Annotated in this window: 13 protein-coding genes; 10 read left to right on the top strand and 3 right to left on the bottom strand. The window is 73.8% G+C overall.

Annotated elements, in window-relative coordinates; all coding sequences use genetic code 11:
• The first annotated feature begins 86 nt into the window (after positions 1-86).
• The 3 genes from JT721_RS08250 to JT721_RS08240 are packed head-to-tail and all read left to right on the top strand — an operon-like array spanning position 87 to position 3,304.
• Positions 87-1,391 (top strand): glycosyltransferase family 4 protein, encoded by a 1,305-nt coding sequence (locus JT721_RS08250; protein WP_205472465.1) that lies wholly within the window; start codon positions 87-89, stop codon positions 1,389-1,391.
• A complete protein-coding gene (locus JT721_RS08245) occupies positions 1,378-2,127 on the top strand; it encodes a class I SAM-dependent methyltransferase (protein ID WP_205472464.1) in 750 nt (249 codons plus the stop codon). The genes JT721_RS08250 and JT721_RS08245 overlap by 14 nt, the downstream gene beginning before the upstream one ends.
• 1 nt (position 2,128) lies before the next feature.
• Positions 2,129-3,304 carry a prenyltransferase gene (locus tag JT721_RS08240; protein WP_205472463.1) on the top strand — a complete coding sequence of 392 codons (1,176 nt, stop codon included), beginning with the start codon at positions 2,129-2,131 and terminating at the stop codon, positions 3,302-3,304.
• Here the strand turns inward: JT721_RS08240 and JT721_RS08235 are convergent.
• Positions 3,263-3,907 (bottom strand): class I SAM-dependent methyltransferase, encoded by a 645-nt coding sequence (locus tag JT721_RS08235; protein WP_205472591.1) that lies wholly within the window; start codon positions 3,905-3,907, stop codon positions 3,263-3,265. The genes JT721_RS08240 and JT721_RS08235 overlap by 42 nt on opposite strands.
• Positions 3,908-3,969: 62 nt before the next feature.
• Between JT721_RS08235 and JT721_RS08230 the strand changes: the two genes are divergently transcribed.
• Positions 3,970-6,105, top strand: a complete 2,136-nt coding sequence (locus tag JT721_RS08230) for an acyl-CoA dehydrogenase (RefSeq protein ID WP_205472462.1) — start codon at positions 3,970-3,972, stop codon at positions 6,103-6,105.
• A 154-nt stretch (positions 6,106-6,259) separates the two neighbouring features.
• Here the strand turns inward: JT721_RS08230 and JT721_RS08225 are convergent, their stop codons facing one another.
• Positions 6,260-7,531 carry an alpha/beta hydrolase gene (locus JT721_RS08225; protein ID WP_205472461.1) on the bottom strand — a complete coding sequence of 424 codons (1,272 nt, stop codon included), beginning with the start codon at positions 7,529-7,531 and terminating at the stop codon, positions 6,260-6,262.
• Between the two features lie 88 nt (positions 7,532-7,619).
• Between JT721_RS08225 and JT721_RS08220 the strand changes: the two genes are divergently transcribed.
• Positions 7,620-9,038, top strand: coding sequence for a wax ester/triacylglycerol synthase family O-acyltransferase (locus JT721_RS08220; RefSeq protein WP_205472460.1), 1,419 nt, complete (start codon positions 7,620-7,622; stop codon positions 9,036-9,038).
• A gap of 9 nt (positions 9,039-9,047) precedes the next feature.
• Here the strand turns inward: JT721_RS08220 and JT721_RS08215 are convergent, their stop codons facing one another.
• On the bottom strand, positions 9,048-9,986 hold the full coding sequence (locus JT721_RS08215; RefSeq protein WP_205472459.1) for an alpha/beta fold hydrolase: 939 nt from the start codon (positions 9,984-9,986) through the stop codon (positions 9,048-9,050).
• 113 nt (positions 9,987-10,099) lie between these two features.
• Here JT721_RS08215 and JT721_RS08210 point away from each other — a divergent pair, with 113 nt between their 5' ends.
• The 5 genes from JT721_RS08210 to JT721_RS08190 are packed head-to-tail and all read left to right on the top strand — an operon-like array spanning position 10,100 to position 14,764.
• Positions 10,100-12,292 (top strand): acyl-CoA dehydrogenase, encoded by a 2,193-nt coding sequence (locus JT721_RS08210; RefSeq protein WP_205472458.1) that lies wholly within the window; start codon positions 10,100-10,102, stop codon positions 12,290-12,292.
• Positions 12,289-12,810, top strand: coding sequence for a MaoC family dehydratase N-terminal domain-containing protein (locus JT721_RS08205; RefSeq protein ID WP_205472457.1), 522 nt, complete (start codon positions 12,289-12,291; stop codon positions 12,808-12,810). The genes JT721_RS08210 and JT721_RS08205 overlap by 4 nt, the downstream gene beginning before the upstream one ends.
• Positions 12,811-13,218 (top strand): Zn-ribbon domain-containing OB-fold protein, encoded by a 408-nt coding sequence (locus tag JT721_RS08200; RefSeq protein ID WP_240340318.1) that lies wholly within the window; start codon positions 12,811-12,813, stop codon positions 13,216-13,218.
• On the top strand, positions 13,215-13,604 hold the full coding sequence (locus JT721_RS08195) for a MaoC family dehydratase (protein WP_205472456.1): 390 nt from the start codon (positions 13,215-13,217) through the stop codon (positions 13,602-13,604). Before JT721_RS08200 ends, JT721_RS08195 begins: the two co-directional genes overlap by 4 nt.
• Positions 13,601-14,764: a lipid-transfer protein gene (locus JT721_RS08190; RefSeq protein ID WP_205472455.1), complete on the top strand. Its 1,164-nt coding sequence runs from the start codon at positions 13,601-13,603 to the stop codon at positions 14,762-14,764. The genes JT721_RS08195 and JT721_RS08190 overlap by 4 nt, the downstream gene beginning before the upstream one ends.
• The last annotated feature ends 19 nt before the right edge of the window (positions 14,765-14,783 follow it).

Genomic DNA, 14,783 nt, shown 5'->3' with positions numbered 1-14,783 from the left:
GGAACACGTTCCAGTTTGTCCGGCCCGGCGCGCTGTCATCGCACCCGGTCCACGACCGGGTTGTCACAAGGGGAGGCGTCGCGTCGATGCGCATCGCACTGCTGTCCTACCGCAGCAAGCCGCACTGCGGCGGCCAGGGGATCTACATCCGCCACCTGAGCCGTGAGCTGGTCGCGCTCGGTCACTCGGTCGAGGTGTTCTCGGGCCAGCCCTACCCCGAGCTCGACGAGGGCGTCGCCCTCACCAAGCTGCCCAGCCTCGACCTCTACCGCGAGCCCGACCCGTTCCGCGTGCCGCGCTTCCGCGAGTTCCGCGACCGGATCGACGTCGAGGAGTTCGCCACCATGTGCACGGCCGGGTTCCCCGAGCCGAAGACGTTCAGCGCCCGGGCGGCGCGGGCGCTGCGCGAGCGGCTCGACGACTTCGACGTCGTCCACGACAACCAGGTGCTGGGCTACGGCATGCTCGAGATCGAGCAGATGGGGCTGCCGCTCATCACCACGCTGCACCACCCGATCACCTTCGACCGCCGGATCGACCTGGCCCAGACCCGCAACCCGTGGCGCCGGCTCACGCTGCGCCGGTGGTACGGGTTCCTGAAGATGCAGGGGCGGGTGGCGCGCGCCGCGCGCAAGGTGCTGACCCCGTCGGAGACCTCCAAGCGCGACATCGCCACCGACTTCGGCGTCGACCCGGCCCGGATGCAGGTGATCCTGCTCGGCGTCGACCACGGGTTCGTGCCACCTAGCAAGCCGCGGGTGCCGGGCCGGATCCTGGCGATGGCCAGCGCCGACGCGCCCATGAAGGGGATCGCAACACTGCTCGAGGCGTTCGCCAAGCTGCGCACCGAGCGCGACCTGGAGCTGATGCTCGTCACCAAGCCCCAGCCCGGCGGGCGCACCGAGAAGCTGATCGACAAGCTCGCCATCCAGGACTCCGTGCGCTTCGTCCACGGCGTCAGCGACGCCGAGCTCGTCGAGCTGATGGGCTCGGCCGAGGTGGCCTGCGTCCCGTCGCTCTACGAGGGGTTCTCGCTGCCGACCGCGGAGCTGATGGCCTGCTCGACGCCCCTCATCGTCTCCCGCGCCGGCGCCATCCCCGAGGTGGTCGGCCCCGACGGCCTCTGCGCCGACCTGGTGACCCCCGGCGACGTGGGCGAGCTCGAGGCGGCGCTGGGCGCGCTGCTCGACGACCCCGAGCGCCGCGCCCGGATGGGCCGCGCCGGTCGCGAGCGCGTCGAGGAGCTGTTCAGCTGGCGCGCCGTCGCCGCCACCGTCGCCGACGCCTACCGCGAGGTCGTCGAGGCCTTCCACGCCGAGCGGGGCACCACGCCCGCGCCCGGCGTGCTCACCCGCACCACCCAGGAGGAGAACCACCGTGCTGACCGTTGACTTCGACCGCCTGGGGCTCCGCCCCGGTGACCGGGTGCTCGACATGGGGTGCGGCGCCGGGCGCCACGCCTTCGAGATGTACCGCCGCGGCGCCGACGTCGTCGCCTTCGACATGGACGCCGACGAGCTCGCCAAGGTGCGCGAGCTCTTCGTCGCCATGGCCGAGGCCGGCGAGGTGCCGGACGGCGCCTCCGCCGACGTCAAGGAGGGTGACGCACTGCAGCTGCCGTTCGCCGACGGCGAGTTCGACCGCGTGGTGGCCGCCGAGGTGCTCGAGCACATCCACGCCGACGTCGACGCGATCAAGGAGCTCGTGCGGGTGCTGCGTCCGGGCGGCACCCTGGCCGTCTCGGTGCCGCGCTGGCTGCCCGAGGTCGTGAACTGGAAGCTCTCCGACGACTACCACAACGCCGAGGGCGGGCACATCCGGATCTACACCGACCACGAGCTGGTCGACAAGGTCACCAAGGCGGGGCGCCCCAACGACGGCACTCCCGGCGACGCGATGGTCTTCGAGGGCAAGTCCTACGCCCACGGCCTGCACGCGCCGTACTGGTGGATCAAGTGCGCCGTCGGTGTCGAGAACGACGAGCACCCGCTGGCCCGTGCCTACCACAGGCTGCTGGTGTGGGAGATCATGAAGCAGCCCACCGCGCTGCGGCTCGCCGGCAAGGTGCTCGACCCGCTCATCGGCAAGAGCATGGTGCTGTACTTCCGCAAGCCGACGGCGGCCTGACGTGCCGCTCGACCTCACCGCGGGTGAGCTCGCCCGGATCCCGTTCGTCGAGGGCGTCGTCTCGGCCGAGGACGTCGCGCTGACGGCCGCCTCGATCGCCTCGATGCAGGAGCCCTGCGGTGCCGTGCCGTGGACCGTCGGCGAGCACGTGGACATCTGGAACCACGTCGAGGCCGCGATGGCGATGCTCGTCGGCGGCCAGGTGGAGGCCGCCGAGCGCGCGTACGCCTGGATCCCGACCCTCCAGCGCGCCGACGGATCGTGGCCGATGAAGATCGTCGACGGCCGCCCCGAGGACGAGCGCGGCGACGTCAACATGTCGGCCTACTTCGCGGTGGGCCTGTGGCACCACTGGCTGGTCCGGCGCGACATCGACTTCGTGCGCCGCTACTGGCCCTCGGTGCGGGCCGGGCTCGACTGGGTGGTCAGCCAGCAGCTGGCGTTCGGCGGGATCCGGTGGACCCCCACCGAGTCGTTCGCGCTGCTCACCGGCAGCTCGAGCATCTACCACTCGCTGCGCGCCGGCGTGGCGCTCGCCGACCTGCTCGACGACCCCCAGCCGGAGTGGGAGCTGGTCGGCGGCCGGCTCGGCCACGCCGTCCGCGAGCACCGCGACCTGTTCGAGGACAAGTCGTCGTACTCGATGGACTGGTACTACCCGGTGCTCGGCGGCGCGGTGCGCGGCCGGGCGGCCTTCGAGCTGCTCGAGAGCCGCTGGGACGACTTCGTGGTGCCCGGCCTGGGCATCCACTGCGTCGACACCAACCCGTGGGTGACCGGCGCCGAGACCTGCGAGCTCGCCCTGGCCCTCGACCTGCTGGGCGACCACCGGAGGGCGCTGGCGTTGCTGCGCGACATGCAGCACCTGCGCACCGAGTCGGGCGCCTACTGGACCGGCTGGGTCTACGGCGAGGAGGCCGCCGCCCAGGCGCGCGCCGCCGGGGTGCCCGACGCGCGCGGCGTCTACTGGCCCGACGAGCGCACGACGTACACCGCGGCCGCGGTGGTGCTGGCCGTCGACGCCCTGGGCGAGGTCGCGGGCCACAGCACCGCGGGCTCCGGGATCATGCGCGGGACCTCGCTGGCCCCGCACTTCGACGAGCTCGCGCTGGAGTGCGGCTGCCCGTCGCCGGAGTCAGCCGACCGGGTCCCCGGCCTCCCCGGCCGTCCGTCGTAGCACCCGCATCGACCCCACCTGCTCGACCTCGGCGAAGCTGCCGCTGGCGAGCGCGCGCTGCCACACGTGGAACGGCGCCTGCCCGCCGTCCTCGGGACGCTCGAAGACGTCGTGGATCACCAGGTGGCCGCCGGGCTGCAGCCACGGCGCCCAGCCGGCGTAGTCGTTCTGGGCGTGCTCCTCGGCGTGCCCGCCGTCGATGAACAGCAGCGAGAGCGGCGTGCGCCACCAGGCGCTCACCGTGGTGCTGCGCCCGACCACCGCGACCACCTGGTCCTCGAGCCCGGCCGCGGCGAGGGTGGCGCGGAAGACCGGCAGCGTGTCCATCAGCCCGGTGGCCGGGTCGACCAGCGAGGCGTCGTGGTGCTCCCAGCCCGCCTGGTTCTCCTCCGAGCCCCGGTGGTGGTCGACGGTGAAGACCGTGCCGCGGACCTCGCGCGCGGCCGCGCCCAGGTAGATCGCGGACTTGCCGCAGTAGGTGCCCACCTCCAGGGCGGGGCCGTGGGGGAGTCGCTCGAGCGCGTGCCGGTGGAGCAGGTCGCCCTCGTCCTCGGGCATGAAGCCCTTGGCCGCGAGGGCGTGGACGAGCAGGTCGGGAGGCATGACGGTCACGCCGTCAGCCTATAGAGTTAGAACACGTTCTAGTCCCGAGGAGGACCCGCCCCATGTCGATCGGCATCTCCGAGGAGCACGTCGACCTCGCCGCCAGCCTGCGCACCTGGGCGGCCTCGGTGGGCGGCCCCGAGGCCGTGCGCGCGGCCGAGGACGACGCCGGCGCGACGTTCGCCGATGCGTGGAAGGCCACCGTGTCGATGGGGGTGCCGACGATCGGCCTGCCCGAGCGGGTAGGCGGCGGCGGGGGGAGCGCGCTCGACGTGGCGGTGGCGCTCGAGGCCTGCGCCCACGCGCTGGTGCCGGGCCCGCTGCTCGGCACGGCGGTGGCCGCGACCCTGCTGGGCGGCCTCGGCGGCGAGGCGGCAGCCGACGACGCCGCCCGCACGGTCGCCGACGGGGCCGTGGTCGGCCTCGCGCTGGACGCCTCGCTCCACCTGGTGTGGGACACCCCCTCGGCCACCCACCTCCTCGCGCCCCGTGCCGACGGCGCCTGGTCGCTGCTCGAGGTCACCCCCGATGCCGCCACCTCGACCACCGGGATCGACCTGAGCCGGCGGTTCGGGTCGGTGTCGCTCCCGGCGGCCGCCGAGGCGCTGCCCCTGCCGGGCGTGGACGCCCACCTGGTGCGCCGGGTCGCGGTGACGCTCGCCGCCGCCGAGGCGACCGGGGTCGCGCGCTGGTGCCTCGAGACGGCCGTGTCGTACGCGAAGGTGCGCGAGCAGTTCGGGCAGAAGATCGGCGCCTTCCAGGCGATCAAGCACCTGTGCGCCGAGATGCTCGAGACGGCCGAGGCCGTCACCGCCGCGGCGTGGGACGCCGCAGCGGCCGCCGACCACGTGCTCGCGGCGGGCGGGCGCGGCGACGCCGAGGCGGTCGAGCAGTGGTCGTTCGCCGCCGACGTCGCGCAGGCCACCTGCTTCGACGGCGCGGTCGCCAACGCCAAGGCCTGCATCCAGGTGCTGGGCGGGATCGGCTTCACCTTCGAGCACGACGCCCACCTCTACCTGCGTCGGGCGCTGTCGCTGCGCGGCCTGCTCGGCGGCGCCGACGCCGCCGCGGCCCGGCTCACCGCCCGCGCCGTGGCGGGCACCCGCCGCCGGGTGCAGGTCGACCTCGAGGGACGCGACGCGGAGGTGCGGGAGGGGCTGCGCGCCGGGGTCGCCTCGGTCGCGGCCCTGCCCGAGGAGGAGCGGCGGGCCCGGCTGGTCGAGCTGGGCTACCTCGCGCCGCACTGGCCGGTGCCGTACGGCCTGGGCGCCGACGCCGTCACCCAGATCGTGCTCGACGAGGAGCTGGTCCGCGCCGGCGTGACCCGGCCCGACATCGTGATCGCCGGCTGGGCCGTGCCGACGATCCTCGAGCACGGCACCGACGCGCAGCGCGAGCGCTTCGTGCGGCCCTCGCTGCTCGGCGAGCTGGTCTGGTGCCAGCTGTTCTCCGAGCCGGGGTCGGGGTCCGACCTGGCGTCGCTGCGCACCCGGGCCGAGCGGGTCGACGGCGGCTGGCGGCTCACCGGCCAGAAGGTCTGGACGTCGGTGGCCGAGCGCGCCGACTGGGGGATCTGCCTGGCGCGCACCGATCCCGAGGCCCCGCAGCACCGCGGCATCAGCTACTTCCTCGTCGACATGCGCTCGCCCGGCATCGACGTCCGGCCGCTGCGCGAGATCACCGGCGAGGCGCTGTTCAACGAGGTGTTCCTCGACGACGTCTTCGTGCCCGACGACTGCCTGGTGGGCGAGCTCCACGACGGCTGGCGGCTGGCCCGCACCACGTTGGCCAACGAGCGGGTCGCGATGGCCACCTCGCGGCTGAGCCGCTCGACAGAGCGGGCCGTGGAGCTCGCGGCTCTCGGCGACCTCGGCCCCACCGAGCTGGCCCGGGTGGGGCACTCGGTCGCGCTGTCGACGGTCTGCTCGCTGCTCGGCGTGCGCACGGTGCTGCGCTCGCTGGCCGGCCAGGGCCCCGGGCCCGAGTCGAGCGTCGCCAAGCTCCTCGGCGTCCGCAACCGCCAGGACGGCGCCGAGCTGGTCGTCGACCTCCAGGGCGGCGCGGTCGCCGTGCCCACCGAGGCGCTCGCCCGCGACGTCTGGGAGCTGCTCAACACCCGCTGCCTGTCCATCGCCGGCGGCACCACCCAGATCCTGCGCAACGTCGCCGGTGAGCGCATCCTCGGCCTCCCGCGCTGACCAGGGCCCTCGCGGGGGGCCTCCTCCAGGGCCGGCCGCGGCGCGGTAGTCACGGACGTTCGGCACCCGAAACGGACCGAGCCCCCTGCCGAACGCCCGTGACTACCCCGGTCGCGCGGCGCGGGGTCGGGCGGCAGGGTCGGGCGTGGCGGGATCAGGCGGCGGGGGGAGGGGTGCGCTCGCGGCGGTAGCCGTTCCAGTGCCAGTGGAGGTAGCGGTCGATGGCGCGGACGACGTGCTGGGAGCGGATCGAGGGGAACACGTCGAAGGCGTGCTGGGCCCCGGGGAGCTCGGCGTAGACCACGCTGCGCTTGGAGACCGAGCGGAGCCGCTCCACGAACAGCCGGGCCTGGCCGACGTCGACCAGCGTGTCGCGACTGCCGTGGAGCACGAAGAAGTCGGGGGCGTCGGCGGTGACCCGCAGGATCGGCGACGCCGCCTCGAAGGCGTCGGGGTCGTCGCGCCAGCGCTTGCGCAGCACCCGCGGGCCGAGGAACCGGTCGCGCATCAGCTCGGCGCTGCGCAGGCCGGTGGAGCCGGCGAAGTCGTAGACGCCGTAGTGGGGGACCGCCACCTGCACCGAGGTGTCGGCGTCCTCGAAGCCGGGCTGGAGGTCGGGATCGTTGGGCGTCACCGCGGTCAGCGCGCACAGGTGGCCGCCCGCCGAGCCGCCGGTGATCGCGATGTAGTCGGGGTCGCCGCCGTAGGAGGCGATGTTGTCGCGGATCCAGGCGATCGCCTTCTTCACGTCGACCACCTGGGCGGGGAACGGGTCACGCGGCGCGAGCCGGTAGTTGATGGCCACGCAGACCCAGCCCTTGGCGGCGAGGTGCTGCATCAGCGGGATGCCCTGCTGGTCCTTGGTGCCGATGGTCCAGGCGCCGCCGTGCACCTGGAGCAGCACCGGGGCGTCCTCGACCGGGCCCTCGGCCGGGACGTAGACGTCGAGGTGGTTGCGGCGGCCCGCGTCGCCGAAGGAGAGGTTGCGGTGCACCCGCACCCGCGGCTCGCGCATCCGGAACGGGTTGACCAGCCGGCGCCACGGTCGCGCGACCTCGGCGGGTGTCGGCAGCCGGTCGAGCTCGGCGCCGTAGTCGACGCCGAGCGCCTCGGTGAGCGCGTCCTCGGCCTGGTCGCCGACCCGGCGGCTCTGCGCCACCAGGAAGCCGAGCCCGAGGGTGCTGGCGCCCGCCAGGGCGAGGCCCAGCCGGCTGCGGCCGCCGGGCCGGCCGCGGCGACCCCTACGGCGCGCCGAGGCCAGGTGGACGGCGGTGTCGCCGGCCGTCACGGCCAGCACGTGGGGGGCCAGCTCGCCGGTCAGCCAGCCGGCGAAGAACGCCGGGATGCCGGCGCGGAAGCCCGGTACCGGACGGATCGCGTTGGCGGTGAGCGCTGCGGTCACGACCTGGCGGCGGAGGTACCCCATGGAGCCAGCCTAGGCCGTGACCGCCGTCACGGCGGGGTGTCCCCGACCCGTGGAACACGTTCCAGTTCCGCGCCTAGGATGGCCGGTCATGGACCGACTCTCCGGCCTCGATGCCAGCTTCCTCTACCTGGAGACACCGGCCCAGCTCATGCACGTGTGCGGGCTGATCGTGCTCGACCCGTCGACGATGCCCACGCCGTACTCCTTCGCCGGCCTGCAGGCCGCGATCGGCGACCACGTCCGCGACGTGCCGGCGTTCACCCGGAAGCTGCGCCGGGTGCCGCTCGGGCTCGACCACCCGGTGTGGGTGCGGGACAAGCAGTTCGACATCGAGCGCCACGTGCACCGCCTCGCGCTGCCCCGGCCCGGCGGCTACCGCGAGCTCATGGACCTGTGCGCCCACCTCGCCGGACAGCCGCTGGACCGGTCGCGCCCGCTGTGGGAGATGTGGGTCATCGAGGAGTACGACGCCGGGCTCGGGCACGAGCTGGTCGCGGTGTTCGCCAAGATGCACCACGCCACCGTCGACGGCGTCTCGGGGGCGAACCTGATCTCCCACCTGTGCAGCCTCGAGCCCGACGCGCCCCCGCTGGCGCCGGCCGAGCCGCACGGCTTCGGTCGCGAGCCGGGCCAGCTCGAGCTGCTCGGGCGCGCGGTCGTCAGCACCGGCTCCCGGCCGCTGAACGCCGTGCGCCTGCTCAGCCCCACCGGCAAGGGCATCACCCGCACCATCGGCCGGGTGCGCGCCGGCACCGCCATGGCCGCCCCGCTCACCGCGCCCCGCACGTCGTTCAACGGCACCATCACCGGTCACCGGGCGATCGGCACCGCCGACCTGTCGCTCGAGGACGTCAAGCAGGTCAAGCAGGCCACCGGCACCACGGTCAATGACGTGGTGCTCGCGGTCGCGGGGGGAGCGCTGCGCTCCTACCTCGAGGCCCGCGAGGAGCTGCCGGAGTCGTCGCTGCTGGCGACGGTGCCGGTCTCGGTGCGTGAGGAGTCGCAGCGCTCGGGCGGGGCCAACAAGGTCTCGGCGCTGTTCACCCGGCTCGGGACGGACGTCGCCGACCCGCTGGAGCGGCTGGAGCAGCTCGCGGTCGCCAACCGCCACGCCAAGGACCACCACCAGGCGATCAGCGCCGACTCGCTGCAGGACTGGGCCGAGTTCGCCGCGCCGCGCACCTTCGGCCTGGCCGTCCGCGCGTACGCCGGGCTGCGGCTGGCCGAGAAGCACCCCGTCGTGCACAACCTGGTGATCTCCAACGTGCCGGGGCCGCCGGTGCCGCTGTACTTCATGGGCGCCGAGATCCTGGCGCTGCAGCCGCTCGGCCCGGTCTTCCACGGGGCCGGCGTCAACATCACCGTGATGTCCAACAACGGCCGGCTGCACGTCGGGATCATCGCCTGCCGCGAGTCGATGCCCGACGTCGACGACCTCGTGCAGCGGTTCCCGACCGAGCTGGCGACGCTGCGCGCCGCGGTCGTGGCGCGGCCGCTCGCCGACTGACCGGCGGGCTCAGGCCGCCGGTCCCGGGGGGACGACGCCGGGCGCCTCGCGGCGGAAGTCGCGCCGGCGGGCGTGGACGGTGCGTGCCGCCTCCACCACGGCCGGCACGAACACCTCGGCCTCGAGCACGCAGGCGGCGTGGCCGGCGGCCACCTCGTGGGTGGTGGCACCGGGGATCGCGCGGGCCAGCGCCACCTGGCGCTCCGCGGCGATCACCCGGTCGCGGGTGGTGACGACCACCGCGGTCGGCACGTCGATGCGGCCCAGCCAGGGCCGCGAGTGGTGCCGGCCCAGCGCCGCCAGGGCCTGGCCGACCGCCCACGGGCTCGTGGAGCGGAACTCGGCCAGCGCCCAGTCGTGCACGTCCGACGGCTCCAGGTCGAGGGCGCGGGCGGCCGAGCGGGTCGCGCGGCGCGCCGTCCGCGACCGGGAGATGCCGCGGGTGCCGAGCATCGCCGTGCCCATCCCCGCGAAGAACAGCCGCTCGGCCGGCGAGCCCTGGAACCGGTCGGTGGTGGCGCACAGCACCAGGCCGTCGACGATCGCGGGGTGCTGGCGCCAGACCCGCTGGGCGACCACGCCGCCCATCGAGTAGCCGGCCACGACCACCCGGTCCAGGCCGAGCACCTCGACCAGCGCCGCGACGTCGTCGGCGCAGTCGGCCAGCGAGAACTCCGGGGACTGGATGCCCTGCCCGTGCCAGCGCTGGTCGAGGGTGACCACGCGGAACCGCCGGGCCAGCGGGGCCACCGACGGGAACCAGGTGAGCAGCCCGGTGCAGCCCAGCGCGTGCAGCAGCACCAGGGTCGGCGCCTCGGGGGTGGGGCCGGGCGTGTCGGTGACCCAGGTCGTGCCGCGACCCGCCAGGTCGACCAGCCGACCGCGCGGGATCGCGGGCGACGGCACGTGCACCGCTCGGCGCAGCAGCACCCGCGGTGACGGACGCATCTCCCACCCCGCTCGCTGGCCGGCTCTCGACGCTCGGCTCGATCTGAGGTAGAACACGTTACAGTTTCGGTGCCCGAGCAGGCACCGGTACCCCGAAGTCAGGAGCACACAGCGTGGCCACCGATGGTTACCTCCTCCCCGACCAGGACGAGCGGGAGGCACTCGACGCGGTGCGCTCGGTGGTCCGCGAGGCCCTCGACCGCGATGCGGGGTGGGCCGACCTGGCGGCGGCCGGGCTGCTCGGCCTGGCGGTGCCGACCGAGCACGGCGGCGAGGGGCTCGGCCTCGAGGCCGTCGGGGTGCTGCTGCGCGAGACCGGTGCCCGCGCCCGGCACCTGCCGGTGTGGGAGACGCTCTGCTGCGGCGCGCTGACCCTGGCGGCGCACGGCAGCCCCGAGCAGCAGGCCGCGCTGCTGCCGGCCGTGGCCGCCGGCACCCTGCGGCTCACCCCCGCGGTGCGCGAGGTCGGCACGCCCATCGGCGAGCCCGCCGCGACGACGTACGCCGACGGCCGGGTCACCGGCCGCAAGATCGACGTCTCCGACGTCGCCGGCTCGGGCCGCCTGCTGGTCACCGCCACGGAGGGGGAGCGCGACGTCGTGGTGCTCGTCGACGTCGACGACCCCGGCGTCACGCTGCTGGAGTCGTCCAGCTCGGCCCGGATCACCCGCCACACCGTCGTCCTCGAGGGCGCGACCGCCGAGCCCCTGGGCGACGGCGCCGGCCGCACCCTGCGCGAGCTCGCCGTCGCCGGGCTCTGCCTCACCGCCGCCGGGCTGGTCGCGGGCGCGCGCGACCTCACCGCCTCCTACATCAAGGGCCGCACCCAGTTCGGCCGCGCGCTGGCCCAGTTCCAGGCGGTCGCGATGCAGGCGGCCGACATCTACATCGCCTCGCGCACCGTCGACCTGGCCGCCGAGAACGCCGCCTGGCGGGTCGCCCAGGGGCTCGACGCCACCGACGACCTCGCGGTGGCCGCGCACTGGGTCACCACCGAGGCGCCGCGGGCGCTGCGCACCTGCCACCACCTCCACGGCGGCATGGGAGTCGACGAGACCTACCCGCTGCACCACTACTTCTCCTGGGTCACCGACATCGCCCACGCCCTCGGCACGCTCGCCGGCGACGTGCGCGTCGAGGACCCTACCGCCAAGAACCTCGAGCTCAGCGCCGACCAGCGCGCGCTCAAGGCCGAGCTGCGCTCTTACTTCGCCGGGCTGGCCAGCCACGACGAGCACGTCGACATGGGTCGCGACCGGCACGGCGAGACCTACCAGCGGGTGATCCGACAGATGGGCGCCGACGGCTGGATGGGCGTCGGCTGGCCGAAGGAGTACGGCGGGCACGGGCTCGGCGAGGTCGAGCAGACGATCTTCGCCAACGAGGCCCAGCTCGCCGACGTGCACCTGCCGGCGGTGACGCTGCAGACCGTCGGCCCGACGCTGATCCGCTACGGCACCCAGAAGCAGAAGGACCTGTTCCTCAAGCGGATCCTCGCCGGCGACGTGCACTTCGCGATCGGCTACTCCGAGCCCGACGCCGGCACCGACCTCGCCTCGCTGCGCACCACCGCGCGCCGCGACGGCGACCACTACGTCGTCAACGGGCAGAAGCTCTGGACCACCGGCGGCCACCAGGCCGACTACCTCTGGCTCGCGGTGCGCACCGACCCCGACGCCCCGAAGCACAAGGGCATCTCGATCCTCATCGTCGACACCAGCGACCCCGGCTACTCCTGGACGCCGATCATCACCGCCGACGGCTCCCACCACGTCAACGCGACGTACTTCAACGACGTGCGGGTGCCGGTCGACATGCTCGTCGGCGAGGAGAACCAGGGCTGGAAGCTGATCACCACCCAGCTCAACCACGAGCGGGTGATGCTGGGCCCGGCCGGCCGGATCGAGGGGCTGCGCGACCGGGTCGTGGAGTGGGCCACCAAGGCGGGGGTGGTCGACCGGCCCGACGTGCGCGAGGTCATCGGCCGCACCACCGCGGTGTTCCGCGTCAACGAGCTGCTCAACTGGGAGGTTGCCCGCGCGGCCGCGCAGGGCGAGATCTCGGTGGGCGACGCGTCGTCGTCGAAGGTGTTCGCCGCCGACCAGGTGCAGCACCTCGCCGCCGACCTGGTCGCGGTCGTGCACCGCTACGGCGACCCCTCCGACGCCGAGACCCGCCAGCTGGTGGAGTACTTCGACGCCCAGCAGAAGCGCAACCTGGTGCTGACCTTCGGCGGTGGCGTCCAGGAGGTGCAGCGCGAGCTGATCTCGATGTTCGGCCTCGGGCTGCCGCGGGTGCCGCGATGAGCGCGGCGCAGGGGAGCGCCGCGCGGCACGAACGGATCATGGCCGCGGCCGAGGAGATCAAGGCGCTCGGCGAAGCGGCCGAGTCGCGGGCGCCGTACGCCGTCAACCAGGCGACCATCGGCACCTGGCTCGACGCGATGGGCTACGACAACGAGCGGTTCCGCCGCGGCGAGGCCCCGCCGTCGATGGCCCAGGTCTGGACGATGCCCGGCCTGGGCCGCAAGCGGCCGCCGGAGGACCCGCTCAGCCGGATGACCGAGCTGCTCACCGAGGAGGGCTACGCCGCCGTCCTCGGCACCAACTGCGAGCAGACCTACGAGCGCTACCTGCGGGTCGGCGAGGAGGTGCGCGTCACCAGCGCCCTCGAATCCGTCGTCGGGCCCAAGCGGACCGCGATGGGCGAGGGCTACTTCGTGACCTCGCGCAACACCTGGTACGTCGACCACCCCGACGGCTCCACCGAGAAGGTCGCCACCATGCTCTTCCGCGTGCTCAAGTTCGTCCCGAGGGAGCGCTGAATGGCCGTCCGACCCATGGTCAACCGCGACTCGCAGTTCTTCTGGGACGGCACCCGGCAGGGCGAGCTGCGGATCCAGGTCTGCAACGCCTGCGGGGCCAAGCGGTTTCCGCCCGGCCCGGCCTGCCAGTCGTGCGAGGCCTACGACCGCGGCCACCTGGTCGCCGCCGGCACCGGCACCGTCTTCTCCTACGTCGTCCACCGTCACCCGCCGGTGCCGGGCAAGGAGCTGCCGATCGTGATCGCGCTGGTCGACCTCGACGAGGGCGTCCGGATGGTGGGGGAGGTGGTCGGGGTCCCGGACGGGCCCGACGGGCCGGACCTCGAGATCGGCACCCGGCTGCGGGTGGACTTCAACCCCGTCGACGACGAGCTGACCCTGCCCGTGTGGCGGAAGGTGGAGGCATGAGGACGATCCAGGCCGGCGACACGATCCCGGAGTGGAGCCTGCCGCTGACCCCCACCACGATCGTCAGCACCGCGATCGCGACCCGCGACTGGCAGGACGTCCACCACGACCGCGACATCGCCCAGGCGTCGGGGTCGAGGGACATCTTCATGAACATCCTCACCACCAACGGGCTGGTCGAGAAGTTCGTCGTCGACTGGGCCGGCCACGACACCGAGCTGCGCGGCATCGCGATCCGGCTCGGCGCCCCCGCCCACCCCTACGACACGCTGACGTTCAGCGGCGAGGTCACCGAGGTGGTCGACGGGCGGGCCACCATCGCCGTCGTCGGCCGCGTCTCCCTGGGCGACCACGTCACCGGCACCGTCACGGTGGCGGTCGCGTGAGCGGGCTCTCCGGCCGGGCCGCGATCGCCGGCATCGGCGCCACCGAGTTCTCCAAGGCCTCCGGTCGCTCCGAGCTCCAGCTCTCCGTCGAGGCGGTGCGGGCGGCGCTCGCCGACTGCGGCCTCACCGCCGCCGACGTCGACGGACTCACGACGTTCACGATGGACACCTCCTCGGAGATCGCGGTGGCCCGCGAGCTCGGGATCCCCGAGCTGCGCTTCTTCAGCCGGATCAACTACGGCGGCGGCGCGGCGTGCGCCACCGTGCAGCAGGCGGCGATGGCGGTCGCGACCGGCGTCGCCGACGTCGTGGTCTGCTACCGCGGCTTCAACGAGCGCTCCGAGAGCCGGTTCGGGCAGTTCTCGCTGGCCGCGGCCACCCAGGTCAACACCAACGGCCTCGACAACGCCTGGTCCTACCCCATGGGGCTGGGCACGCCGGCGGCCACCGTGGCCATGCAGGCCCGCCGCTACATGCACGAGTACGGCGCCACGTCGGAGGACTTCGGGCGGGTGGCCGTCGCCGACCGTCGGCACGCGGCGACCAACCCGGCGGCGTTCTTCTTCGAGCGGCCGATCACCCTCGAGGACCACCAGTCCTCGCGGATGATCGTCGACCCGCTGCACCTGCTCGACTGCTGCCAGGAGAGCGACGGCGCGGTGGCGCTGGTGGTGGTCTCGGCCGAACGGGCCCGCGACCTGCCCCAGACCCCCGCGGTGGTCACCGCGGCGGCGCAGGGCAGCGGTCGCGACCAGTTCGTGATGACCTCCTACTACCGCGACGACATCGGCATCCCGGAGATGGGTGTCGTGGGCCGCGAGCTGTGGCGCCAGTCGGGGCTCACCCCGGACGACGTGCCGATGGCGATCCTCTACGACCACTTCACGCCCTACGTGCTGATGCAGCTGGAGGAGCTGGGCTTCTGCGGTCGGGGCGAGGCGCCCGGGTTCATCGCGGACGGCGCGATCGAGGTGGGCGGTCGGCTGCCGCTCAACACCCACGGCGGTCAGCTCGGCGAGGCCTACATCCACGGCATGAACGGCATCGCGGAGGCCGTGCGCCAGCTGCGCGGCACCTCGGTCAACCCCGTCGAGGCCGAGCACGTGCTGGTCACCGCCGGCACCGGGGTGCCGACCTCGGGCCTGGTGCTCTCGCGCTGATCCGTCCCGCCGGGTGGGG

Source organism: Nocardioides sp. SYSU D00038, assembly GCF_016924665.1.
In the GTDB taxonomy this organism is placed as follows: domain Bacteria; phylum Actinomycetota; class Actinomycetes; order Propionibacteriales; family Nocardioidaceae; genus Nocardioides.
This window is presented reverse-complemented; position numbering and strand designations above follow the sequence as displayed.